Annotated in this window: 26 protein-coding genes, 1 tRNA gene and 1 pseudogene; 21 read left to right on the top strand and 7 right to left on the bottom strand. The window is 64.7% G+C overall.

Annotated features, from left to right (window positions below):
* The first annotated feature begins 7 nt into the window (after positions 1-7).
* From accC to AC3WJD_RS11480, 4 genes are all read left to right on the top strand, one after another.
* Positions 8-1,360: an acetyl-CoA carboxylase biotin carboxylase subunit gene (gene accC / locus AC3WJD_RS11495; protein WP_492746772.1), complete on the top strand. Its 1,353-nt coding sequence runs from the start codon at positions 8-10 to the stop codon at positions 1,358-1,360.
* Positions 1,361-1,481: 121 nt separating this feature from the next.
* The gene (locus AC3WJD_RS11490; protein WP_492746771.1) at positions 1,482-2,186 is read left to right on the top strand and encodes a glutathione S-transferase N-terminal domain-containing protein; all 705 of its coding nucleotides are present in this window, start codon (positions 1,482-1,484) and stop codon (positions 2,184-2,186) included.
* 74 nt (positions 2,187-2,260) lie between these two features.
* Positions 2,261-2,605 carry an arsenate reductase (glutaredoxin) gene (gene arsC, locus AC3WJD_RS11485; RefSeq protein ID WP_492746770.1) on the top strand — a complete coding sequence of 115 codons (345 nt, stop codon included), beginning with the start codon at positions 2,261-2,263 and terminating at the stop codon, positions 2,603-2,605.
* A gap of 73 nt (positions 2,606-2,678) precedes the next feature.
* The gene (locus tag AC3WJD_RS11480; protein ID WP_492746769.1) at positions 2,679-3,431 is read left to right on the top strand and encodes a ParA family protein; all 753 of its coding nucleotides are present in this window, start codon (positions 2,679-2,681) and stop codon (positions 3,429-3,431) included.
* 151 nt (positions 3,432-3,582) lie between these two features.
* Here AC3WJD_RS11480 and AC3WJD_RS11475 read toward each other — a convergent pair whose 3' ends face one another.
* The gene (locus AC3WJD_RS11475) at positions 3,583-4,290 is read right to left on the bottom strand and encodes a hypothetical protein (protein WP_492746768.1); all 708 of its coding nucleotides are present in this window, start codon (positions 4,288-4,290) and stop codon (positions 3,583-3,585) included.
* Positions 4,291-4,426: 136 nt separating this feature from the next.
* Between AC3WJD_RS11475 and aat the strand changes: the two genes are divergently transcribed.
* A complete protein-coding gene (aat, locus tag AC3WJD_RS11470) occupies positions 4,427-5,149 on the top strand; it encodes a leucyl/phenylalanyl-tRNA--protein transferase (protein WP_492746817.1) in 723 nt (240 codons plus the stop codon).
* 35 nt (positions 5,150-5,184) lie between these two features.
* Here the strand turns inward: aat and AC3WJD_RS11465 are convergent.
* The 5 genes and pseudogenes from AC3WJD_RS11465 to AC3WJD_RS11445 all read right to left on the bottom strand — a co-directional run.
* A pseudogene (locus AC3WJD_RS11465) lies at positions 5,185-5,352 on the bottom strand (DUF2155 domain-containing protein); the annotation flags it as partial.
* A 257-nt stretch (positions 5,353-5,609) separates the two neighbouring features.
* Positions 5,610-6,005 (bottom strand): NADH:ubiquinone oxidoreductase subunit NDUFA12, encoded by a 396-nt coding sequence (locus tag AC3WJD_RS11460; RefSeq protein ID WP_492746767.1) that lies wholly within the window; start codon positions 6,003-6,005, stop codon positions 5,610-5,612.
* A 55-nt stretch (positions 6,006-6,060) separates the two neighbouring features.
* The gene (locus AC3WJD_RS11455) at positions 6,061-6,549 is read right to left on the bottom strand and encodes a DUF192 domain-containing protein (RefSeq protein ID WP_492746766.1); all 489 of its coding nucleotides are present in this window, start codon (positions 6,547-6,549) and stop codon (positions 6,061-6,063) included.
* Positions 6,550-6,557: 8 nt separating this feature from the next.
* The gene (locus AC3WJD_RS11450; protein WP_492746816.1) at positions 6,558-7,043 is read right to left on the bottom strand and encodes a cold shock domain-containing protein; all 486 of its coding nucleotides are present in this window, start codon (positions 7,041-7,043) and stop codon (positions 6,558-6,560) included.
* Between the two features lie 205 nt (positions 7,044-7,248).
* The gene (locus AC3WJD_RS11445; RefSeq protein WP_492746765.1) at positions 7,249-7,881 is read right to left on the bottom strand and encodes a regulatory protein RecX; all 633 of its coding nucleotides are present in this window, start codon (positions 7,879-7,881) and stop codon (positions 7,249-7,251) included.
* Between the two features lie 84 nt (positions 7,882-7,965).
* On the opposite strand from AC3WJD_RS11445, the gene AC3WJD_RS11440 reads away from it, so the two are divergent.
* The 13 genes from AC3WJD_RS11440 (at position 7,966) to AC3WJD_RS11380 (ending at position 18,870) form a co-directional block, all read left to right on the top strand.
* Positions 7,966-9,693: a fatty acyl-AMP ligase gene (locus AC3WJD_RS11440; RefSeq protein ID WP_492746815.1), complete on the top strand. Its 1,728-nt coding sequence runs from the start codon at positions 7,966-7,968 to the stop codon at positions 9,691-9,693.
* Positions 9,694-9,810: 117 nt separating this feature from the next.
* Positions 9,811-12,165, top strand: a complete 2,355-nt coding sequence (locus AC3WJD_RS11435) for a putative bifunctional diguanylate cyclase/phosphodiesterase (RefSeq protein ID WP_492746764.1) — start codon at positions 9,811-9,813, stop codon at positions 12,163-12,165.
* A gap of 44 nt (positions 12,166-12,209) precedes the next feature.
* A complete protein-coding gene (locus AC3WJD_RS11430; protein ID WP_492746763.1) occupies positions 12,210-12,767 on the top strand; it encodes a cysteine hydrolase family protein in 558 nt (185 codons plus the stop codon).
* Between the two features lie 67 nt (positions 12,768-12,834).
* A tRNA-Trp gene (locus tag AC3WJD_RS11425) sits at positions 12,835-12,910 on the top strand.
* Positions 12,911-13,048: 138 nt separating this feature from the next.
* The gene (secE, locus tag AC3WJD_RS11420) at positions 13,049-13,246 is read left to right on the top strand and encodes a preprotein translocase subunit SecE (protein WP_492746762.1); all 198 of its coding nucleotides are present in this window, start codon (positions 13,049-13,051) and stop codon (positions 13,244-13,246) included.
* 20 nt (positions 13,247-13,266) lie between these two features.
* Entirely contained in the window at positions 13,267-13,803 is a 537-nt protein-coding gene (gene nusG, locus AC3WJD_RS11415) for a transcription termination/antitermination protein NusG (RefSeq protein WP_492746761.1), read from the top strand.
* Positions 13,804-13,990: 187 nt separating this feature from the next.
* Complete coding sequence (rplK, locus tag AC3WJD_RS11410) at positions 13,991-14,422, top strand: 50S ribosomal protein L11 (RefSeq protein WP_241630223.1); 432 nt, start codon at positions 13,991-13,993, stop codon at positions 14,420-14,422.
* Between the two features lie 4 nt (positions 14,423-14,426).
* Complete coding sequence (gene rplA, locus AC3WJD_RS11405) at positions 14,427-15,125, top strand: 50S ribosomal protein L1 (protein ID WP_492746760.1); 699 nt, start codon at positions 14,427-14,429, stop codon at positions 15,123-15,125.
* Between the two features lie 164 nt (positions 15,126-15,289).
* The gene (locus tag AC3WJD_RS11400) at positions 15,290-16,084 is read left to right on the top strand and encodes an SDR family NAD(P)-dependent oxidoreductase (RefSeq protein ID WP_492746759.1); all 795 of its coding nucleotides are present in this window, start codon (positions 15,290-15,292) and stop codon (positions 16,082-16,084) included.
* Between the two features lie 38 nt (positions 16,085-16,122).
* Entirely contained in the window at positions 16,123-16,695 is a 573-nt protein-coding gene (locus tag AC3WJD_RS11395) for a VOC family protein (protein ID WP_492746758.1), read from the top strand.
* Positions 16,696-17,011: 316 nt separating this feature from the next.
* A complete protein-coding gene (rplJ, locus tag AC3WJD_RS11390) occupies positions 17,012-17,527 on the top strand; it encodes a 50S ribosomal protein L10 (RefSeq protein WP_492746757.1) in 516 nt (171 codons plus the stop codon).
* Positions 17,528-17,580: 53 nt separating this feature from the next.
* Positions 17,581-17,958, top strand: a complete 378-nt coding sequence (gene rplL, locus AC3WJD_RS11385) for a 50S ribosomal protein L7/L12 (protein WP_492746756.1) — start codon at positions 17,581-17,583, stop codon at positions 17,956-17,958.
* Between the two features lie 192 nt (positions 17,959-18,150).
* Positions 18,151-18,870, top strand: coding sequence for a hypothetical protein (locus AC3WJD_RS11380; protein ID WP_492746755.1), 720 nt, complete (start codon positions 18,151-18,153; stop codon positions 18,868-18,870).
* Positions 18,871-18,873: 3 nt separating this feature from the next.
* Here AC3WJD_RS11380 and AC3WJD_RS11375 read toward each other — a convergent pair whose 3' ends face one another.
* The gene (locus tag AC3WJD_RS11375) at positions 18,874-20,325 is read right to left on the bottom strand and encodes an 8'-apo-carotenoid 13,14-cleaving dioxygenase (protein WP_492746754.1); all 1,452 of its coding nucleotides are present in this window, start codon (positions 20,323-20,325) and stop codon (positions 18,874-18,876) included.
* 64 nt (positions 20,326-20,389) lie between these two features.
* Here AC3WJD_RS11375 and AC3WJD_RS11370 point away from each other — a divergent pair, with 64 nt between their 5' ends.
* The 3 genes from AC3WJD_RS11370 to AC3WJD_RS11360 form a co-directional block, all read left to right on the top strand.
* Positions 20,390-21,001 (top strand): TetR/AcrR family transcriptional regulator, encoded by a 612-nt coding sequence (locus tag AC3WJD_RS11370; protein ID WP_492746753.1) that lies wholly within the window; start codon positions 20,390-20,392, stop codon positions 20,999-21,001.
* 69 nt (positions 21,002-21,070) lie between these two features.
* Positions 21,071-21,640: a glycine-rich domain-containing protein gene (locus AC3WJD_RS11365; RefSeq protein ID WP_492746752.1), complete on the top strand. Its 570-nt coding sequence runs from the start codon at positions 21,071-21,073 to the stop codon at positions 21,638-21,640.
* A gap of 16 nt (positions 21,641-21,656) precedes the next feature.
* Positions 21,657-22,466 (top strand): TIGR04222 domain-containing membrane protein (locus AC3WJD_RS11360; protein WP_492746751.1); only part of this gene is annotated, 810 nt, incomplete at its 3' end.

Raw genomic sequence — 22,466 nt, 5'->3', positions numbered from 1 at the left:
CATCCCCATGAAGATCGAGAAGCTGCTGATCGCCAATCGCGGCGAGATCGCGCTGCGCATCCACCGCGCGGCGCATGAGATGGGGATCCGCACGGTGGCGGTGCACTCGACGGCGGACGCCGATGCGATGCACGTGCGCCTCGCCGACGAAGCGATCTGCATCGGCCCGCCGCCCGCGGGCGAGAGCTACCTCAACATCCCCAACATCATCTCGGCCGCCGAGATCAGCCATGCCGACGCGATCCACCCGGGCTATGGCTTCCTCTCGGAGAACGCGCAGTTCGCCGAGATCGTCGAGTCGCACAACATCATCTTCGTCGGACCGAAGCCCGAGCACATCCGCACGATGGGCGACAAGGTCGAGGCCAAGCGCACCGCGGGCAAGCTCGGGCTGCCGTTGGTGCCGGGTTCGGACGGCGCCATCACGGGGATCGAGAGCGCCAGGATCATCGCCGAGAAGATCGGCTATCCGGTGATCATCAAGGCCGCCTCGGGCGGCGGCGGGCGGGGCATGAAGGTTGTGCCCGATGCCGACAGCCTCGAAAGCCTGATGGGTCAGGCCAAGAGCGAGGCGAAGGCGGCGTTCGGCGACGACACCGTCTATATGGAGAAGTATCTCGGCAATCCGCGCCACATCGAATTCCAGGTGTTCGGCGACGGCGAGGGCAATGCGATCCATCTGGGCGAGCGCGACTGCTCGCTCCAGCGCCGCCACCAGAAGGTGCTCGAGGAAGCCCCCTCTCCCGTCATCACGCACGCGCAGCGCGAAGAGATGGGCATGATCTGCGCGAAGGCGATGGCCGAAATGGGCTATCGCGGCGCGGGCACGATCGAATTCCTCTACGAGAATGGCGAATTCTACTTCATCGAGATGAACACTCGACTTCAGGTCGAGCATCCGGTGACCGAGGCGATCACGGGCCTCGACCTCGTCCGCGAACAGATCCGGATCGCAGAGGGAAATCCGCTCACCTTGCGCCAGCAGGACGTCCAGTTCCGCGGCCACGCGATCGAATGCCGCATCAATGCCGAGGACCCGCGCACTTTCGCACCTTCGCCGGGACTGGTGAAGCAGTTCCACGCACCGGGCGGCATGCACGTCCGCGTCGATAGCGGGCTTTATGCCGGCTACAAGGTGCCCCCCTATTACGACAGCATGATCGCCAAGCTGATCGTCTATGGCACGACGCGCCAGGGCGCGCTGCGGCGCCTTCGCCGCGCGCTGGAGGAATTCGTGATCGATGGCATGAAGACGACGATCCCGCTTCATCAGGCGCTGCTCGACGTCCCCGAATTCCAGTCAGGCGATTATACGATCAAGTGGCTCGAGGAATGGCTGGCGAAGCAGGACGAAGGCTGAGTCAAGTTGAGCGTCACCCCAGCGCAGGCTGGGGTCTGCCAACCAGGTTGCGCCTCTTTCTGATGGAGATCCCAGCCTTCGCTGGGATGACGGTGTCGTTAAGTCGTTGGGAGTATAGGAGATGCCCGATTTGTCCGCTTTTCCGATCACCCGACGCTGGCCGGCGGCGCATCCGGACCGCCTTCAGCTCTATTCGCTGCCCACGCCCAATGGCGTGAAGGTGTCGATCATGCTGGAGGAGATCGGGCTGCCCTATGAGGTGCACCTGATCGATTTCGGGACCGACGACCAGAAGTCGCCCGAATATCTGTCGCTCAACCCCAACGGGAAGATTCCCGCGATCATCGATCCCGACGGTCCCGGCGGCAAGCCGCTGGCGCTGTTCGAATCGGGCGCGATCCTGCTGTATCTCGCGGACAAGACCGGCAAGTTCATCCCGACTGACATCGCGCGACGCTACGAGACGATCCAGTGGGTGTTCTTCCAGATGGCCGCGATCGGGCCGATGTTCGGACAGGTCGGCTTCTTCCACAAATTCGCCGGCCGCGAATATGAGGACAAGCGTCCGCGCGACCGCTATGTCCAGGAAAGCAAACGGTTGCTCGGCGTCCTTGAGACGCGGCTCGAGGGGCGCGACTGGATCATGGGCGACGACTACACGATCGCCGACATCGCGACGCTGGGCTGGGTGCGCAACCTCGTCGGCTTTTACGACGCCGGCGTGCTGGTCGATTTCGACAGTTTGCGTAATGTGCCCGCCTGGCTTGAGCGCGGACTGGTGCGCCCTGCGGTGCAGCGCGGCCTCAACATTCCGCCACGCCCCTGATCAGGGACCCCTACGGAACGACTGCGCGTTCAATGTCTTAGGAATGCAACCAGAACAAGGCGAGGAGTAAGCTCGTGAAGGCGACGATCTGGCACAACCCCAAATGCGGCACATCGCGCAAGACGCTGGAAATCCTGCAGACCACCCCGGACATCGAGATCGAGGTTATCGAATACCTCAAGACCCCGCCGAGCCGCGAGAAGCTCGCCGAGCTCTACAAGCGCGCGGGAATGACGCCCCATGAAGGGCTGCGAAAGAAGGAAAGGCTCGTCCTGGATCTCGACCTCGAACATGTCAGCAACAAGGCCGTGCTCGACGCGATGGTGGCTGACCCGATCATTATCGAACGCCCGCTGGTCGAGACCGAAAAGGGCGTGCGCCTTTGTCGCCCGCAGGAAAAGGTGCGCGAAATCATCTGATCGTCAAGCCTGTTGCCCCAACTGCAATCGCCATGTCACATTCGCCCGTCTAGCACCCCGGCATGGAGCAATCATGGGGAATGACAGGGACATGGCGACGATCGCGGTCTACAGCCTGAAAGGCGGCGTGGGAAAGACCACGCTCGCGGTCAATCTTGCCTGGTCCTCCGCGATTCAGTCCTCGCGCCGCACATTGCTCTGGGATCTCGACCCGCAGGGGGCGGCGAGCTTCCTGATCGGCGACGGCAAGGAAGCCAAGGACGCCGCGCAGGCGGTATTCGCCAAGGACGTCGCGCCCGAAAAGCTGATCCGCCCATCCACCGTCGACCGGGTCGACCTGCTCGCTGCAGACACGTCGCTCAGGGGGCTCGACCGTTTCCTCTTCACGCTCGACAAGAAGAAGCGCCTTGCAAAGCTACTGGAAATGCTGGGCAAGCATTATGACCGTATCATCCTCGATTGCCCGCCCGGTCTGACCGAGACGAGCGAACAGGTGATGCGTGCCGCCGACCTGATCCTTGCGCCGGTTATCCCTTCGCCGCTTTCGGAGCGAGCGCTGAACGACGTTGCTACCTTTCTTGACCGCCAGAACACCCGCCACGCGCCAATTCTGCCGATCTATTCGATGGTCGATCGCCGGCGTGCGCTGCACAGGGCGGCGGTCGACCAGCGCCCCGACTGGCCGGTCATCCCCATGGCAAGCGCGGTCGAGCAGATGGCGATCCGGCGCGCACCAGTCGGCCATTTCGCGCACGCGTCCCCCGCTGGACAGGCATTCTCCAGGCTGTGGCAGGGGGTCGAGCGCAAACTCGCCACGATGCGCTGACGGCATCGTGCGCCAGAACGGCGTGTGCGAAATCTGATCCATGCGGGTGCTCCGGGCTTGACCCGGAGCCCCTGTCGGAAGCGGCAAGGCGGTCGGACAAATGGGCTCCTGCTTTCGCAGGAGCACTGAACCCGATTTAACGTCCCGCGGTCTAGCGAGTCGCCCTTTCGGTGTAGTCGATCCGTATCCGCACCCAGCTGCCGATCATCGGCCGGCCCCCGATCCGCGGCGGCAGCACGCGGAACTGCCACGCGGCGAGCCGCACCGCGCGCGCCAGCCCCGAACCACGCGGCGATTCACCCAGTTCCTGACAGTCCTCGACACGGTATCCGTCTACCGTCTTGCAGGCGATCAGGCCCCAACCCATCGGCGGCGCGTTCGCGGGCGCATAGGAAGAGAGCTCCGCATGCGTCGGCCGGCGGTACCAGTCGGCCTCGTAGAGCCGCTCACCCCCCGGCCCTTCGCCAACCTGACGCGCATCGCCGGGCGCGCCGGAATTGCCACCCCCCGCCTCGGTCGGTGCAGCCCGCCGTGCGGGAAAACGACCGATGTCGGCCGCCGCATATTCCTCTTTGGTGAGGACAAGGAAGGAAGGCGGCTTGGGCACGTCCTCCACCTTGGTCACATCGACTTCAGGCGGCTTTGGACGCTGCTTCGCGGGCTGCCGCACCGATTCGCGCCGCGCCGATTGCTTGGCGGCATCGGCACTGTCGCTGCGCTCAGGCAGCAGGTGAAAGGTCGCGGGCAGGCTGCCGCCCTGCCGCGGCCGCATCTGCGTGAAGGACTGGTGCAGCAGGATGACGATCATCAGGACATGGATGGCGATTGCCAGTGCCAGTGCGACCGCCCGGGGGGTCAATCGCGCACGAGCGGGAATCGCTAAATTTCGGGAATACGCCAACGCCATCCGACAGCGGCCTAACCGTTGCGGTCATCCGCGGCAACTCATGTCGGTGCACATTGATCGAAGCGCGACGACGCGACATATTACTGCGGTGCAACCGCTCGATACCACCATGCTGCTTCGCGCCTATGCCTGCGGCGTCTTTCCGATGGCGGACGACCGCGATGCGGACAAGGTGTTCTGGGTCGAGCCCAAGAAGCGCGGAGTCCTGCCGCTCGACAATTTCCACCTTTCGCATTCGCTCGCGAAAACGCTCAAATCCGATCGCTTCACTGTCACCGTCGACACCGCCTTCGAGCAGGTGATCGCGGGCTGCGCGGCACCAACGCCCGATCGGCCGGGTACCTGGATCAACGCGCAGATCGAGCAGGCCTGTCTGCAACTGCATGCGCGCGGCCATGCGCATTCGGTAGAGACCTGGCACAACGGCCAGCTCGTCGGCGGGCTTTACGGCATCAAGCTGGGCGGCGCGTTCTTCGGCGAAAGCATGTTCAGCCGCGCGACCGACGCGTCAAAGGTCGCGCTCGCGCATCTCGTGGCGCGGCTGCGCGTCGGCGGTTTCAGCCTGCTCGACTGCCAGTTCATCACCGATCACCTCGCCTCGCTCGGCGCGGTCGAGATCAACCGCGACGATTATGTGGCGTTGCTCGATTCGGCGCTGGCTGGGGGCGTCGGCTCCTCCGCCTCGCCCGATTTCGGCGCACTCGACCGTTTGGCAGCGGGTGCGGAGCCCGATTCGCCGCCCGACACCGTCTCGGTCTCGGGCCCGATGTCGGGAAAGCTCATCGCACAGCTCTTGGGCCAGACATCGTAAACGGGGTGCTCGACCACATTCAGTGATGGCGATTCCTTGTAGAGCCAGCCCGAAAACACGCGGCCCCAATGATCCCTGGGATTGCGCACATCGACCTGCACGAAGGCGCCGGTAAGCTGCTCGGCCTCCCACGGCGCGGTCTTTTCGCAAGCACGCAGGCGGACAATCACGTCCCCGAGCCGCAATGCCTCGCCCGGCTTCATCGTCAGATCGCGTTCGATGCCGTTGCGCTTGTTGAGCACGCCGATCACCGCGACTCGCTCCGCCATCGGGGTCGTGCCGCGCGACGGCGCCGCTGCCGCGATCACGGGTGCCGGACCGCGCGAAGGGGCTTGAGTCTGGCCGGGTCCAGCGGCGGCATTGTCCGCGACCGGCTGTTCATTCTGCAGCGCCCCGGCGACCTGCCATCCCGCCAGCCCCAGGCCGATGGTCGCGATGCCCGCGAACGCCCAGCCCTTCTTCACGCGCCGGGCGTCCATGCCTCATAGTCTCCGGTGGCGGCTGCGCGCCGACCGCCCTGTTCGAGCGCACCCGCGGGACGATAGGCGGCGGTGGTCCCCGTCAGGTTGGGCGTGGGCTCGCGCTCCCAGTTCCGCGCGGGCGGAAGCGCCTGATCGGGCGCGGTGTCGATCGTGTGGTGCAGCCAGCTGTGCCATTCGGGCGGCACGCGGCTCGAATCATTCTGGCCCTTGTAGATGACCCAGCGACGCGTGACGCCGCCCTGGGCCTTCTTGCCCTCATAGTAGAGATTGCCCTGATCGTCCTCGCCGACCTTGCGCCCGTTGCGCATCGTGTTCAGCGCGGTGCCGAAGGTCGCGCCTTCCCACCAGGTGAAGATATTCTTGAAAACGCCCATGGGGGCTCCGTTACTGCAAAGGTGCGCGCGAGAAAACCGGTTTTCGGCGGAGTGCCTATTTGGGCAGCGCCGGCCCGCCTTCCCAGCTGACATGATCGCCCTCGGCGATGCCGAGTTGCGCCGATCGGCCGCCCGCGATCTCGAGCACCGCGGCGACGGGCTCACCCGATTCCACACCCTCGAGCGATTGCGGAACGGTTTCCTCCGCAATCCGCGCGATGCTGCCATCGGCGCGGATGAAGATCATGTCGAGCGGAATGAGCGTGTTCTTCATCCAGAAGCTCGCCGGACGCGGTGGCGAGAAGGGAAAGATCATCCCGCCATCGTCGGGCAGCGAGGTGCGGTACATCAGGCCGCGCGCCTGCTCCTCGCCGGTGCGGGCCACTTCGACGCGGAACTTGTGCACGCCCTTTGGGGTCTTGATCGAGAGCGGCAGCAGCGCCGTTTCCTCGGCCTTGGTCGCCGACACCGCATTGGAGGCCGCGCCGCAGCCCGTGACCAGCGTCACCGCGGCAAGCGCGACCAGAAAATTCCTCGACTGCATGATGATCTTCAGGACCTCTCGACGCACACGGCGAGCAGCCCCTTGTTGCCCGCCACACACCGCGCCCGAAGCGGTTGGCCGGGTTCGATATCGGCGAGTCCCGCGCGGCGCAGCGTTTCCATATGGACGAATATATCGCTGCCATCCTCGCTGCGCACCAGAAAACCATAGCCTTTGACGCGGTTGAACCATTTGACGGTGACGGCCTCGAACGGCCCGGCGCTTTCGACCAGCGCCGTGGGATCGACACGGTTCGCCCGGTCCCCTGCCTGTTTGTCGAGATCCGGCCCGATCGCGGTCGAAAGGTCGAATGAGACGACCTTGCGCGCCTGCAGCCCGCGATTGCGCCGCGCCGCCATGCAGACGAGCCGCGTGCCTTCGGGCAGGCTCCGGCGATCATGTTCGCGCAGCACCGAAAAATGCACCAGAATATCCCCGGCGCCGTCATCCGCGACCATGAAGCCGAAGCCACGCGTGGCGTCGAACCACTTCATGGTGCCTTCAAAGCGCTCCAGGATTTCGGCATCGCCTTCGTTCACGGCCGCGCACTCGGTCTCCGTCTGTGGGAGATCAGTGTCGCGATTCAAAGCATCCAAGCGACCAGACTCATGCACGCGAGCGGTCCCCTCCATAATTTATGCGCCCTGAATGAATTTAGCACAGTCGATTCGAAACCGAAACCGAGCGATGAAACGTGTATCAATTCGGGTCGGCCGGATATTCGCCGGGCCGCGCGGTTACCAATAGACGAGACAATTCAAAAGGATGGCCGGCACGCAGCATCGCCGCGAGCTGCTTTTGGCGCCGATTTTCCTCTGACGGTTGGGCAGCAAACGGACCGATTTTCTTGCGTCGTGCATAGGTCAACGCCGCGTCCCATGCCCGTTCATCGGCCTGCGCGCGCGCAACTGCGCCGTCGGCGTCCCCGATTCCCGCGATTCGGAGCGCCGAATCGACTCGGCGGGCGCCATAGCCGCGCCGGGCAAGCGCCTCGGCCCGGCTTTCGGCGAACAGGCGGTCGTTGACATAGCCGCGCTCGGCAAAGCGGGCGACCAGTGCCTCGTGCGGCGGCTCGCCCTCCCCCGCCCAGCCGCGCTCGCGCAGTTTGCGCTCGAGATAGGCAAGCAGCTTCGCGCGCGTTGTCGCGTAGCGCTCGACATAATGCAGCGCGAGGCGCTCGAGCGCTTGGGAATCAAGCGGCGCACGCGCGGATTTTCGGGCATTCATGCTCACCGCCACGTTTGTGCCACAGTCGGGCCGGAATTTGAACGCGCCTTTACCGCTAAACAGCAAAACTGTAACAATTCGCGCCGGGCGGCATTGGGGGACCATGCCCTTGCAAACCCGGCAATAAGGGACGCAGGCACAATGCTCGATCTGGCAAGGGAGACTGCTCCCGGCATGAAGGTCGCCGATATGCACATTCTGAACGCCACGCCGACGCACGATAGTCTTGCGCGGCGCTTCTCCGATTTCGGCACACTGGGCGAAGCGCTCGATTATGCCGCAGCCGGACAGCGCGGGCTCAATTTCCATGACGCCCGCGGTAATCTGGCGCGGTCCTATCCGTTTTCCGAGCTGCGCCTGGACGCGCTCGACACCGCCTATCGCCTGATCGCGCACGGCGTGAAACCCGGTGACCGGATCGCGCTGGTTGCCGAAACGGGCGTTGAATTTGCCGCACTGTTCTTCGGCGCGGTCTATGCGGGCGCCTGGCCGGTGCCGCTGCCGCTGCCGACCTCGTTCGGCGGCAAGGACAGCTATATCGACCAGCTCAAGGTCCAGCTTGCGAGCTCGGACCCGAGCATCCTGTTCTTCCCCGCCGAACTCGAGGCGATGGCGGGTGAAGCCGCGCGCCAGTCGAATGTCGAGGGGCTGGATTGGGACAGCTTTGCCAAGCGCCCGGCCGATGCTGTCGAACTGCCCCAGGCGAAACCCGACGATATTGCCTATCTGCAGTATTCGAGCGGGTCGACGCGCTTCCCGCATGGCGTCATCATCACGCACCATGCGCTGCTCAACAACCTCGCGGCGCATTCGCACGGCATGGAAGTGCAGGACAGCGATCGCTGCATCTCGTGGCTGCCCTGGTACCACGACATGGGGCTGGTCGGCTGTTTCCTCTCGCCGATCGCCAATCAGGTGTCGACCGATTACCTCAAGACCGAGGATTTCGCGCGGCGCCCGCTTGCCTGGCTCGACATGATCAGCCGCAACGAGGGCACATCGATCAGCTATTCGCCGACCTTTGGCTACGATATCTGCGCGCGCCGCATGTCGAGCCAGACGCGCGCGTCGGATCGTTTCGACCTGTCGCGCTGGCGGCTGGCGGGCAATGGCGCCGACATGATTCGCCCCGACGTGATGCAGAGCTTCGTTGATGCCTTTGCCGAGGCGGGCTTCAAGGCCAGCGCCTTCCTGCCCAGCTATGGCCTTGCCGAAGCGACGCTGGCGGTGTCGATCATGCCCCCTGGCGAGGGAATCGTCGTCGAGCTCGTCGAAGAAACCCAGCTTTCGGGTGGCGAAGGCAATAGGGATCGGCCGCAGCGCTATCGCGCGATCGTCAATTGCGGCAAGCCGTGCCGCGACATGGCGATCGAGGTCCGCGACGAGGACGGCGCGCCGCTCCCGGACAAGGCTATCGGCAAGGTCTGGTGCAAGGGTCCGTCGGTCATGGTCGGCTATTTCCGCGACCAGGATGCGACCGATGCGTGCATGCACGACGGCTGGCTCGACACCGGCGACATGGGCTATATGTCCGACGGCTACATCTATATCGTCGGCCGCGCCAAGGACATGATCATCATCAACGGCAAGAACCACTGGCCGCAGGATATCGAGTGGGCCGTGGAACAGCTGCCGGGGTTCAAGCAGGGCGACATCGCCGCCTTCGCGATCACGACCCCGGGCGGCGAGGAAGCACCCGCGGTGCTTGTGCATTGCCGTGTTTCGGACAATGCCGAGCGCGTTCGCCTGCGCGAGGAGATCCGCGAAAAAGTGCGCTCGATCACGGGCATGCACTGCGTCGTCGAACTCGTACCACCGCGCACGCTGCCGCGCACCAGCTCGGGCAAGCTGAGCCGCGCAAAGGCGCGCAATCTCTATCTTTCCGGCGAGATTCAGCCCCTCGATCTGGCGGCCTGAACACATTGCCGCACGCCGGCCCCGCATCGCCGGGCCGGCATGCGGCAGGGTTCGTTTCGGGACAAAAACTTTCACCCTCCTAACGGATCGCTAACCACTTGCGGTTAACGCGGGGGCGTGGACCAGAAGCATGACAACGATGATGCCGCGCCGCGGATAAGCTGGGGAGCCGTTCTCGGCCTGCGCGATTCGACCGGGCTCGACTGGGGCACGATCCGCGCCGCGCAAATCGCCGCGCTTCATGGCTCTACGGGCGTAAGATTCCTCGCCAATGTCATCGGCGTCATGCTGCTCGCGCTCGCGCTGCACAATCACGCCGATCCGCTGCTGCTCTATGGCTGGGGCGCCTCGACGTTGCTGCTCGCAACGCACACCGCGGTCGGCAAATGGCGGCTGCGCGGCTGGAACGACCGTTCAGCGACGCGCGGCGAGTTGCACAAGGAGACCACGGGCGCTGCGCTGACCGGCGTGCTCTGGGGCTTTCCGGCGCTGCTGTTTTCGGCAGGCGCGGGTCTGGAAGAAACGCTGGCGCTCTGGGCCGTACTGACCGCACTGATGGCAGCGGCGGCCTTCGTACTGACCTCGATCCCGCTCGCCACCGTCAGCTTCCTGCTGATCGTGGGCGGCGCACTGGGCGCCTGGATGTGGCAGATCGACCTGCCCATCCTCGCAGTGGCGGCGGGCCTCAACACGCTGGTCCTGCTGATCACCGCATCGCTCAACGGCCGCCAGTTCGTCAACAATCGCGTCGCCGAGCTCCAACTCGCGGAAAAGAAGGAAGTCGTCAGCCTGCTGCTCCGCGAATTCGAGGACAGCGGCGCCGACTGGCTGTGGCAGATCGATGCCGCACGCTGCCTGACGCATGTTTCGCCGCGCTTCGCGACCGCGCTCGGCCTCGATCTGACCGAGCTCGAGGGCAAACCCTTCCTGCAGGTGCTTGCGGGCGACAGCTGGGAAGCGGGTAATTTCGCCTCGGGCCTGCGCGAACTCGCCGAGAAGCTGAAGCGCCGCGAGAGCTTTTCGGACCTGATCCTGCCCGTCAAGATCGACGGCGAGGCTCGCTGGTGGGAACTGTCCGCTTCGCCCCGCCTCGATGACCGCGGCACATTTCTCGGCTTTCGTGGCGTAGGCTCCGACGTCACCGCGCAGCGCGATTCGGCGGACAAGATCAACCGACTGGCGCGGTACGACACACTCACCGGGCTGCCAAATCGCATGCTCATCAATGAAACGCTGGCGCGCGCGATGCAGGATGCCGAGCAATGGCGCAGCCGCTGTGCATTCATGATGATCGACCTCGACCGCTTCAAGGCGGTCAACGACACGCTCGGCCATCCCGTGGGCGACCGGCTGCTCAGCCATGTCGCCGAGCGGCTGCGGTCGCTGATGACCGACAACGAACTGTGCGGGCGACTGGGCGGCGACGAGTTTGCGGTGGTGGTGCGCGACGCCAGCGACCCGAGCCGGCTCGAGGCGCTGGCGCACAACATCATCGAGACGCTGTCGCGTCCCTATGAGGTCGACCAGCACACGCTGTTCATCGGCGCGAGCGTCGGCACCGCGGTCGGCCCCAAGGACGGGCGCACCGCCGAAATGCTGATCCGCAGCGCCGACCTCGCGCTCTATCGTTCCAAGGATGCGGGCGGCGGCGCACACCATCGCTACGAACCGCAATTCCACGCCGACGCCGAGGAGCGCCGCACGCTCGAGATCGCGCTCAGGAGCGCGCTCGAAAAGGGCGAGCTTCATCTCGTCTTCCAGCCCGTGGTTTCGGCCAGGGACACGACGATCGAGGCGTTCGAGACGCTGCTGCGCTGGACGCACCCGACGCTCGGCGCGATCCCGCCCTACAAGTTCGTGCCCGTCGCCGAGGATGCGCGCCTGATCGCGCCGATCGGCGAATGGGTGCTGCGCGCCGCCTGTGCCGAGGCGGCCAGCTGGCCGACGACGGTGCGGGTCGCGGTCAACGTCTCGCCCGAACAGCTCAATGATCCCAATTTCGTCACCTCGGTGATCTCGGCGCTGTCGCACAGCGGGCTACCGCCGCACCGGCTCGAACTCGAAGTGACCGAAAGCATCTTCCTGCGCGAAGGTACGGGCGCGATCAACGTGCTCGACCAGATCCTCGGGCTTGGCGTGAAGCTCGCGCTCGACGATTTCGGCACGGGCTATTCGTCGCTTGGCTATCTCAGAAAGACGCAGTTCTCGACGATCAAGATCGACCGCAGCTTCGTCCAGGGCGCCGCCAAGAACAGCGCCGAAAGCCTTGCGATCATCCGCGCCGTCGTCGCGATGGCGGACAGCCTCGGCATGTCGACCACCGCCGAGGGCGCCGAAACCGAAGAAGAGTTCGAGATGATCCGCCAGCTCGGCTGCCGCAAGGTCCAGGGCTATCTGTTCGGCAAGCCGATGATCGCCGAGGAAGCGCGCGCACTGCTTGCCAAGGCGAGCCGGAATCGCGCCGCGGCTTGAACTGGAGACTTCGCTGTCGGGCGCGTTGGCGCTAGACTTGACCGATGACCGGCGAAACCGCCCTCCTTCTCATCGACCTGCAGTGCGCGATCGACGATCCGCGCTGGGCCGAGGCGGGCCAGCGCAACAATCCCGAAGCCGAAGCGCGCGTCGCCGCGCTGTTGGCGCACTGGCGGGCCCGGCACTGGCCCGTGATCCATGTCCGCCACGATTCGACCGAGCCAGACTCCAGCTATCGCCCCGGCCAGCCCGGCCACGCCTTCAAGCCCGAAGCGACCCCGCTCGCGCACGAGACGGTGATTCCGAAGCACACCAACAGCGCCTTCATCGGCACGGGCCTGGATGGCGCGCTGCGCCGCGCGGGCATCGGCCGGCTGGTGATCGCCGGCGTCATCACCAACAATTCGGTCGAGGCAACGGTACGCATGGCGGGCAATCTGGGCTTCGATGTGCTGCTCGCCGAGGACGCCTGCTTCACCTTCGCCCGGCGCGACCTTTCCGGCCGACTGTGGAGCGCCGATGACGTCCATGCGCTGAGCCTCTGCAATCTCGACGGTGAATACTGCCGGGTCGCGTCAACCGCGCAAATTCTGCAGGCGTAAGATTTACGCAAGCCAGCCCTTGCGCTTGTCCCGACGCAGGGCTAATAGCCGCCCTCTTCCCGCCTTTAGGGGTATAGCTCAGTTGGTAGAGCATCGGTCTCCAAAACCGAGGGTCGTGGGTTCGAGTCCCTCTGCCCCTGCCACGCTTGCTTTGAAGGGCAGCGCGGATTACATGGGCGGGATACGAAATCGAGGTCTTCGGGCGGCTCCGGTCGATGGGACCGGGAGCGTGCCTGCGGCCTCGTTTTCGTTGTCTATGGTTTTTTGAGGACTGAACAGGCGTGGCAAAGGTCAATCCCGGCGAGTTCATCCGTCAGGTGCGTGCGGAAACGGCAAAGGTCGTGTGGCCGTCCAGTCGTGAAACTGTGATGACCGCGGTGATGGTGCTCATCATGACCACGATCCTCGCGCTGTTCTTCTTCGGGGTCGATACGGCGTTCAGCCGGATCGTGAAGCTTCTGCTCAGCTTCGTCGGCTGAGCCCGGTTTTAGGGACTTACATGTCGCGCTGGTACATCATTCACGCCTATTCGGGCTTCGAGAACAAGGTTCGTGACGCGATCATGGCGGAAGCCGCGCGCATGGGCCTCGAACAGCTTGTCGAATCGGTCGAGGTTCCCGTCGAGACGGTTACCGAGGTCCGACGCGGCAAGAAGGTTCAGTCGGAGCGGAAGTTCTTCCCCGGCTACGTGCTCGCCAAGCTCGAGATGAACGACGACGTCTATCACCTCGTGAAGAACACACCCAAGGTGACGGGCTTCCTCGGTTCGTCGGGCAAGCCGCAGCCGATCAGCGAGGCCGAGGCCGCGCGCATCCTCAACACCAAGGAGGAAGCCGCCGCGGCGCCCAAGCACAAGATCAAGGTCGATTTCGAGATCGGCGACAGCGTCAAGGTGCTCGACGGTCCCTTCGCAAGCTTCAACGGCCTGGTCGAGGAACTCGACTTCGAAAAGAACAAGGTCAAGGTCGCGGTGTCGATCTTCGGCCGCGCGACCCCGGTCGAGCTCGATTTCGAGCAGGTGGAACGCGCAAAGTAACGCCACAGGCGTCATCCTGACGAAAGTCAGGATCCATGAACACCGCAGCGCGCATTCCGGACGCGATCGTGTTCATGGATCCCGGATCAAGTCCAGGATGACGGTATGAGTTTTCGGAGCTTGCTCCGGGAAAATTGCGGGAGGTCTTCGGACCGTCAGAACCGCTAAACTTGAAAGAGAGTGAAACATGGCAAAGAAGATAACGGGCTATATCAAGCTCCAGGTGCCCGCGGGCGCCGCAAACCCGTCCCCGCCGATCGGCCCTGCCCTGGGTCAGCGCGGCGTGAACATCATGGAATTCTGCAAGGCGTTCAACGCGGCGACCGGTGACCTCGAAAAGAGCATGCCGATCCCGACGATCATCACCGTCTATGCGGATCGCAGCTTCTCGTTCGTGACGAAGACGCCGCCGGCGACCTTCCTCATCAAGAAGGCCGTTGGCCTCAAGTCAGGCTCGAAAGAGCCGGGCAAGACCTCGGCCGGTACGATCAAGCGCTCGCAGCTCGCGCAGATCGCCGAGACCAAGATGGCCGATCTGAACGCCAACGACATCGAAGCGGCGACGAAGATCATCGAAGGCAGCGCCCGCGCGATGGGCCTCGAAGTGGTGGAGGGCTGATCCAATGGCAAAGCTGACCAAGAAGGCGAAAACCCTCGCCAACACCATCGACCGTGAGAAGCTGCACGGCGTCGACGAGGCGATCGGCTTGGTGAAGGCCAACGCCACCTCGAAGTTCGACGAGACCGTCGAAGTCGCGCTCAACCTGGGCGTCGATCCCCGTCACGCCGACCAGATGGTCCGCGGCGTCGTCACGCTGCCCAAGGGCACCGGCAAGACCGTGCGCGTCGGCGTGTTCGCCAAGGGCGCCAAGGCTGACGAAGCCAAGGCCGCTGGCGCAGACGTCGTGGGTGCGGAAGACCTGCTCGAGATCGTGCAGGGCGGCAAGATCGAGTTCGATCGCTGCATCGCGACCCCCGACATGATGGGCCTTGTCGGCCGCCTGGGTAAGGTTCTGGGTCCCAAGGGCCTGATGCCCAACCCCAAGCTCGGCACCGTCACGATGGACGTCGCCAAGGCGGTTTCGGACGCCAAGGGCGGCCAGATCGAATATCGCGTCGAAAAGGCGGGCATCATCCACGCCGGCATCGGCAAGGCGAGCTTCTCGGCCGCGGACCTGCGCGAGAACTTCGACGCGCTGGTCGATGCGGTGGTCAAGGCCAAGCCGTCGGGCGCCAAGGGCAAGTACGTCAAGAAGATCGCCGTCAGCTCGACGATGGGCCCGGGCGTCAAGGTCGACACCGCGGAGATCGCGGCCGCCTGAGCCTGCCCTTAGCGTAAAGACATGAAGGGTCGGGGCGAAAGCCCCGGCCCTTTTGTTTTGATCCCCGCTGCAGCGGACTATCGCGGCGCGGACGAACCTAACGCATTGCCCAGATGACACCCCGGCTCTCGCCGCCTTTGATGGCGGAAAGCCGGGAGAAGAGCGTGGATACGCAGTCGCTGAAGGGCAAGGTCGCCATCGTCACGGGCGCGGGACGCGGGATCGGGCGCGCGATCGCGCTCGCCTATGGACGCGAGGGCGCGAAGGTGGTCGTCGCCTCGCGCACGCCCGAGACCGTTGACGCGGTTGCGCAGGAAATCCGCGATGCAGGCGGCGAGGCGATCGGGGTGGCGTGCGATGTCGGCAGGCTCGACGACATCCTTGCCTGTGTCGCGGCGGCGGTTTCGAGCTATGGCACCGTCAATATCCTGGTGAACAATGCGCAAGGCTTCGGTACCGAGGCCAGCCCCCAGCCCTCGACCGTGTTCGTCGCCTGCGAGGATACCGACGAGGATGAGTGGGAGTATACGCTCCGCACCGGGCCGACAGCGACGCTCCGGTTCATGAAGGCGGCGTTCCCGCACATGAAGAAGCAGGGCTCTGGCAAGATCATCAATTTCGCCTCGTCCTCGAGACAGATCGGGTTCGAGGGCAATACCTCCTACAACGCCGCCAAAGAGGCGATCCGCGCGATCAGCCGCACCGCCGCGCGCGAATGGGGCCAGCACGGCATCAACGTCAACATCATCAACCCGGCGCTCGAGACGCGCGCCTTCGATGCGTGGAAGACGGCCCGGCCCGATTTCGTGGAAGCATTGAAGGAGAAGATCCCGATGCGGCGGCTTGGTGACCCCGAGCGCGACGCCGGGCCGCTCGCGGTGTTCCTCGCGGGGCCGGGCTCCGACTACATGACCGGCAGCACGTTCATGCTTGAGGGTGGCATGCACACCTTGCCCTGAGCACACCCCAGCTCGCGCAGGGACGAAAGGAAAGCCAGATGATCACCAAATATCCGCTGTTCCAGGAGGCCTATTATGTTCGCAGCATCGACGAGGCCGCGCAAAAATGGGCGAAGGCGTTCGGCGCGGGGCCCTTCTTCATGGTGCGCCACCATGAGACCGAGCAATTCTCCCACCGCGGCACCGCGGTCGAGGCGCACGTCTCCTATGCCTTCGGCTATCTGGGCGACATGATGATCCAGTTCATCGAGCAGCATGACGACCAGCCCTCGATCTATCGTGACATGTACGCCGCGGGCGAAGAGGGCTTTCACCACATCGCCTATCTGGTCTCCGACTTCGCGGCAGAACGGCAGCGCTGGCTCGACCTTGGCTATGAGCTGGCAACCGAGCTCTTCGCCGACGGCGTCAACGCGGCCTATTTCGATACGCGCACGCTCAACGGCGGCTTTACCGAGATTCACGGCGACCCGATGCACGTCATGGGACTTTTCGCGCGGTGGAAGCGCGCGCATGAGGCTTGGGACGGCAACAGCCCCACGACAATCGAGATCGGCGAGATCGGCGACTATGCCAGCGTTCCGCTGCTTCCCCTGAAGGCCGACGCCTAGAGAGCAGGCGCGGTATCGCTTGACCCGGGGCGCAAATCTGTTATGCGCCGCGGCTTGATCGGCCGGCTTGTCCGAACGATCGCCGTCCGAGACAGTTGGTGAGGGCATCGGCCCTCTTAATTTCCAGCCTAGACGGGGAAAGAGTTTTATAGCCCTCGCCGCGCTGACGCGCGCCGCAGGGTCTGCCATGCAAGGCAGGTAGCCCATTCCCCTCGGACAAAATGCCCCGCGTTTCGCGCGTGCGCCCCGGTGCGGGTTCGGCTCGCGGGTTTGTCGGTTCCGCACGGTGCGGAGCCGGAATGTAGTGGAGAATGGCATGGATCGTGCTCAAAAAGCCGAACTGGTTGCCGAACTGAACAGCACCTTCTCCGAGACCAGCGTGGTGGTCATCACCCGCAATCTCGGCCTCACCGTCGCGCAGTCGACGGCGCTGAGGGGCAAGATGCGTGAAGTCGGCGCCAGCTACAAGGTGGCGAAGAACCGCATTGCCAAGATCGCTCTCGAGGGCACGCCCTACGCTCCGATCAGCGACATGCTGACGGGGCCGACGGCGCTCGCAACATCGTCCGACCCCGTGGCCGCCGCCAAGGCAGCCGTGGAATTCGCGAAGACCAACGAAAAGTTGGAAATCGTGGGCGGCGCGATGGGCGAAACGCTCCTCGACGCGAACGGCGTGAAGGCGCTGGCGGCTCTGCCGTCGCTCGATGAACTGCGTGCGAAGATCGTGGGCCTCGTACAGGCGCCCGCACAGAAGCTCGCGTCCATCACCCAGGCACCCGCAGGCCAGCTGGCCCGCGTGTTTGGCGCTTATGCGGCCAAGGACGCCGCCTGAATATCGCAACCAACCTGAACTGATGGGGCGATTGCCCCGAATGGAGAATACACATGGCAGACCTTAACAAGATCGTTGAAGACCTTTCGGCTCTCACCGTCCTCGAAGCCGCCGAGCTCTCGAAGCTCCTCGAAGAGAAGTGGGGCGTTTCGGCCGCTGCTGCGGTTGCGGTTGCCGCTCCCGCCGGTGCCGGCGCTGGCGCGCCCGTCGCTGAAGAGAAGACCGAGTTCGACGTCGTCCTCGTCAACGACGGTGGCAAGAAGATCAACGTCATCAAGGAAGTCCGCGCCATCACCGGTCTCGGCCTGACCGAAGCCAAGGCGCTCGTCGAAGGCGCGCCCAAGGCCGTCAAGGAAGGCATCAACAAGGACGAAGCCGAGAAGCTCAAGAAGCAGCTCGAGGAAGCCGGCGCGACCGTCGAGCTCAAGTAAGCTCGGTCGCCCTGATCGTTCCGGTCCGCAAGGACCGGGGCGTGAATCAGGGCGTCAAAGGACGCACCGGATCCGGCGAAAGCCGGGTTCCATGCCAAAGGAAGGGGCGGTCCGGCAACGGGCCGCCCTTTTCCTTTGCTGCGGTTGCAGTCGCGCATTGCCCCTGCCCGCCAATCATGCGACCGGACCTCCATGGCCGAGACGCAGATACGCATCGACCCGCGCTTTCGCGGACCTCCCGCCAGCGGCAATGGCGGCTATGTGGCCGGCATGGTCGCGGCACCCTTGGGCAGCACAGGATGCCTGGTGACGCTGAAGGCGCCGCCGCCGCTTGATACGGTACTGCAACTGGCGTCCGACGCGACCGAAGCAACGCTGCGGTTCGGAGAAGCGGCGATCGCGACCGCACTTCCAGCGCCGATCGAGCTCGATGTGCCCGCCCCTCCATCGCTCGCCGAAGCCGAACGCGCTTCGGCGCGCTTCACGGGCTTTTGCCAGCACAGCTTTCCGGGCTGCTTCGTCTGCGGTCCCGAGCGCACCCAGGGCGACGGGTTGCGCATCTTTCCCGGCAAGCTCGACGATACCGCGTCGCAGGTAGCCACGTGCTGGACGCCAGACGCCAGTTTGTTCGACGCGGACGGCCACGTCCTGCCCGAATTCATCTGGGCCGCGCTCGACTGCCCCGGCTATTTCGCGGTTCAGCAACAGGCGGGGCCGGCGTTGCTGGGACGTATCGGGGCTGTCGTCCACCGCCCTGTCGCGCGCGAGGAAACGCTTGTCGTGACGGGCTGGCCGATCGTGAGCGAAGGCCGCAAGCATCACGCGGGCACTGCCCTCCATGATGCCGGCGGCCGACTGGTCGCGTCGGCGCTGTCGACCTGGATTTCGATCGACGCGCCGCCGCGGGACTAGACCTCAGACCTCTTCGGTGGGCACCCAGTTGCCGTGAAAGCCCGGGGGCACGCGGTGCGGAATGTGGATCACCGCCTGCGGTTCGCCCTCGAAATCATCGGCATTGAGGATGTGGAGTTCGGTCCGTTCGTTGGGCAGGTCGACGACGAGCCCGATCAGCCAGCCCGCATCCTCGGCGCTTTCGCCAGGCCGCGGCACGAAGACGAACTCGCCCGGATGGCGGCCGGGGCCGAAATCGTGGATCGCGACCGTGCCCGCCTCGAGATCGTGCTTGAACAGCCGCGTGTCGCTGATCGACCATGCGCCGTCGGCCGGCGCCGGCAGCGCCATGGTGTAGAGCCAGCGATAAGGCCTGGTCGTCAGCCGCTCGTCATACCGCGGAAATTCCTGGCAATGATCGTGGAGGACGCGGCGCTCGACCTTGTGCGCGACGGGATCGATCGTCCAGCGCTCGAGCCGCGAGGCGCGCGAGTCCGGCCCCTTGGTGCTTTCGGCGAACATCGTCGCGTGCGCCACGACGTCCATGATCACGCGCCCATCGGGCAGCTCGAAGGCATTTCCGGGGTGGAAGACATAGCAGGGCTCGACATGGCACCAGATCGTGTCGGCACCGCTACCACCCCGCGGCACCAGTCCGACGCGTGCGCTGTGCTCCCAGTTCCACTGATAGGGGAAGCGGTGGCCGGCGAGCATCGTCTTCATCGAGAAGGTGACGGGCAGGTCGAGCACGATCGCGTAATTCTCGGTGATCGCGCAATCATGGATGCTGGGGCCGTGCTTCACCGCAATCGGCTCCTGCCGGACCACCTTGCCCGCCTTGTCGACGACGACATGCCACACGGTGTCCATCGTCGTCGCTTCATAGGTGATCGCATGCAACTCTCCGGTTGCGGGATCGAGGTGCGGGTGCGCCGAAAAGGCAACGTCGAGCGAACCGTCGAAGGGATTGTGCGCGATCGTGTCGAGCGTGTCGGAAAGCTCGACGGGATTGGCGCCCGCCTCGACGATTGCCCAGGTCCGGCCGGCATGGCCGATGATGTTGGTGTTGGCATTGTCGCTCGTGGACTTGCGCTTGCCCGGCGCGCGCGCCTCGCCCAGCGCATCGCTGACCGCGTTGGAGCGGATCCAGCGGTTACGATACCACAGCGCCTTGCCACCCTTGATCCGCACGCCATGCGCCATGCCGTCGCCCGTGAACCAGTGATAGGATGCGGGATCGGGCGCGGTCACGGGGTTGGGGCCGATGCGCAGATAGCGACCGTCGAGCGCCTCGGGAATGCTGCCCGTCACGGTCAGGTCCGCGATCGTTTCCTCGCTCGTCATCGGGCGATGAATGCCCGAGAGAAAGGGATGATCGCCCTCGAGCTGGGGCAGCTTGCCGCGATTATGCGACGCCACCATCTGGAGCCCCTTTCCGACAACCGACCGGATTGCTGTTTCAACACTGCTCGCCACTTGGCTTCTCCTTGCTATGGGAGTCGGGTCTTCACATCCGACTCAGAATGTTTACAGTGACAACATGACGAACAAAGATAACAGTGTCAACATTGATTTGAGCAGGCGCTACCATCACGGCGACTTGCGCACCGCGTTGATCGATACCGGATTGAAATTGCTTGCCGAACGCTCGGCCGATGATCTCTCGTTGCGCGAGGTCGCGCGTCAGGTTGGGGTGAGTGCCACGGCGGTCTATCGCCACTTCCCCGACAAGCAGGCACTGCTTTCGGCACTCGCCGCAGAGGGGATGGAGGAACTCGGACGCCTCCAGCGGTCGGCCAGCGCGAAGGCAGGCGGCGGGGCCGACGGCTTTGCCGCCTCGGGCGCGGCCTATGTGCACTTCGCGGTCAAGAACCCGGCGTTGTTCCGCCTCATCTTCGCCTCAGCGCCGCCGATCAACCTGCTCGACGCCGAACTCGACAAGGTCGGGGTCGCGATGCGCGGCCTGCGCGAGGACATTGCCGCGCTGATGCCCGCTACCTTGCCCGAAGCTGCACGGCGGGCGGCCGCGCTCCATGCCTGGTCGCTGGTGCACGGGCTGGCGATGCTCATCCTGGACGGCCAGGTGCCATATGAGCCGGAGGACATTGAACGGGTGCTGCGGGGGATGGACTTTCCCGAACAGCAGCGATGACGGGAAGGCCGCAAGGCCATCAAAAAGGATTCATCAAATCGCAATATCTACTGTGTAAGTAGATATTAGATGAGCAGGACGATTTGTCTGCCCGAAACCCATCCCGGCCACGCCGTCTGGGCCGCGCTTTCCCGATATACCGTAGGGCCCGACAGCGCGGCACTCCCCTTCGCCGACCGGCTCGCGCGCGAAAACGGCTGGAGCGCGGATCACGCCCGACGTGTCATCGAGGAATATAAGCGCTTTTGCCTGCTTGCGGTGATTTCGGCCGAAGAGATGACGCCGTCCGACGCGGTCGATCAGGCGTGGCACCTGCACCTGACCTGCACCCGTGACTATTGGGAGCGCTTCTGCCCCGAAGTGCTGGGCCGCGCGCTCCATCACGGCCCGACCGCAGGCGGGTCCGAGGAGCGTCATCGCTTCTTCGAGCAATATGCGCAGACGCTGAAAAGCTATGAGCAGGTGTTCGGCAGCTTGCCGCCAGCAGACATCTGGCCGAACGCGGCGCAACGGCTGGTCGAAGACCCCAAGGCCCGGCGCGTCCATCCGCGCGACGCCATCGTCATTCCGAGAACATGGTCAAGGCCGCTGCTGGTGCTTGCAGCGACCGTTGCGTTTGCGCACATCCTTTTCTGGTAGAGGAGAAGACACAGTCATGCCTCTTGGTCCATTCGATCTGACCGGCGGCCCTTTCCTTGCGCTGTATTGCACGCTGCTGGTGGTCACGATCATCGCTGGCCTTGTCATTCCCCGCTGGCTGCGCCCCGAAGGCCGCACCCGGCGCGCCACCGAGCCTGATCAGATCGCCTGGCTGGCGGCAGGCAGGTCCCGCTTCGTCGATACCATCGTCACACGGCTGCTCACGATGCGGGCACTGGCGCTGACGAGCGACAATCGCTTCCAGGTGCTCGCACGATCGGGGGGCCAGTCGGCGGCCGAGGCGAGCGTGCTGGCGATGCCCGCGCCGATCCGCTGGCCGATGATAGAGAAGACGCTCAAGGCCTATGCCGAGCCCGTCGAACGCAAGCTCGTCGACGCCGGTCTTGCGATGGACAAGGGCCTCGTGCTCCAGATGCGCATCTGGCAGACGCTCCCCTATCTGCTGCTCATCATCTTCGGCGCCATCAAATGGGATATCGGCACGGCACGCGATCGTCCGGTCGGCTTTCTCACCGCGCTGCTGATCGTGACCGCGCTCCTTGCGCTGATCCGGTGGTGCGCGGTTGACCGGCGCACGCGCGCCGGGATCGCGGCGGTCAAGGAAGCGCAGGCGCGCTCCGAACGGCTGCGGCAGGCACCGACCGCCAGCGAAACCGATCTTGCGGTGGCATTGTTCGGTACTTCGGTGCTGTCGGGCTCGGCATGGTCCAACTACCATCAACTGCGCAGCGCCAACTCGGGCGATGGCGGAAGCAGCGGCGGAGGTGACGGAGGGGGTGACGGCGGCGGAGGCGGCTGCGGGGGC

This window comes from Sphingobium sp. FW306-1B-F04DB (assembly GCF_058781925.1).
The sequence above is the reverse complement of the archived record's forward strand: the minus strand, read 5'-3'. Positions and strand labels throughout refer to the sequence as shown.

Bases quoted from the DNA above. Each gene is read 5' to 3' on its own strand.
- AC3WJD_RS11370 (WP_492746753.1), top strand. From the start codon at position 20,390: ATGACGAACAAAGATAACAGTGTCAACATTGATTTGAGCAGGCGCTAC.
- AC3WJD_RS11480 (WP_492746769.1), top strand. From the start codon at position 2,679: ATGGGGAATGACAGGGACATGGCGACGATCGCGGTCTACAGCCTGAAA.
- AC3WJD_RS11395 (WP_492746758.1), top strand. From the start codon at position 16,123: ATGATCACCAAATATCCGCTGTTCCAGGAGGCCTATTATGTTCGCAGC.
- rplA (WP_492746760.1), top strand. From the start codon at position 14,427: ATGGCAAAGCTGACCAAGAAGGCGAAAACCCTCGCCAACACCATCGAC.
- nusG (WP_492746761.1), top strand. From the start codon at position 13,267: ATGTCGCGCTGGTACATCATTCACGCCTATTCGGGCTTCGAGAACAAG.
- AC3WJD_RS11445 (WP_492746765.1), bottom strand. From the start codon at position 7,881: ATGGTCCCCCAATGCCGCCCGGCGCGAATTGTTACAGTTTTGCTGTTT.
- rplK (WP_241630223.1), top strand. From the start codon at position 13,991: ATGGCAAAGAAGATAACGGGCTATATCAAGCTCCAGGTGCCCGCGGGC.
- rplJ (WP_492746757.1), top strand. From the start codon at position 17,012: ATGGATCGTGCTCAAAAAGCCGAACTGGTTGCCGAACTGAACAGCACC.
- AC3WJD_RS11455 (WP_492746766.1), bottom strand. From the start codon at position 6,549: ATGCAGTCGAGGAATTTTCTGGTCGCGCTTGCCGCGGTGACGCTGGTC.
- AC3WJD_RS11365 (WP_492746752.1), top strand. From the start codon at position 21,071: ATGAGCAGGACGATTTGTCTGCCCGAAACCCATCCCGGCCACGCCGTC.
- AC3WJD_RS11440 (WP_492746815.1), top strand. From the start codon at position 7,966: ATGCACATTCTGAACGCCACGCCGACGCACGATAGTCTTGCGCGGCGC.
- rplL (WP_492746756.1), top strand. From the start codon at position 17,581: ATGGCAGACCTTAACAAGATCGTTGAAGACCTTTCGGCTCTCACCGTC.
- AC3WJD_RS11380 (WP_492746755.1), top strand. From the start codon at position 18,151: ATGGCCGAGACGCAGATACGCATCGACCCGCGCTTTCGCGGACCTCCC.
- AC3WJD_RS11450 (WP_492746816.1), bottom strand. From the start codon at position 7,043: ATGAAGTGGTTCGACGCCACGCGTGGCTTCGGCTTCATGGTCGCGGAT.
- accC (WP_492746772.1), top strand. From the start codon at position 8: ATGAAGATCGAGAAGCTGCTGATCGCCAATCGCGGCGAGATCGCGCTG.
- AC3WJD_RS11460 (WP_492746767.1), bottom strand. From the start codon at position 6,005: ATGGGCGTTTTCAAGAATATCTTCACCTGGTGGGAAGGCGCGACCTTC.
- AC3WJD_RS11430 (WP_492746763.1), top strand. From the start codon at position 12,210: ATGACCGGCGAAACCGCCCTCCTTCTCATCGACCTGCAGTGCGCGATC.
- AC3WJD_RS11490 (WP_492746771.1), top strand. From the start codon at position 1,482: ATGCCCGATTTGTCCGCTTTTCCGATCACCCGACGCTGGCCGGCGGCG.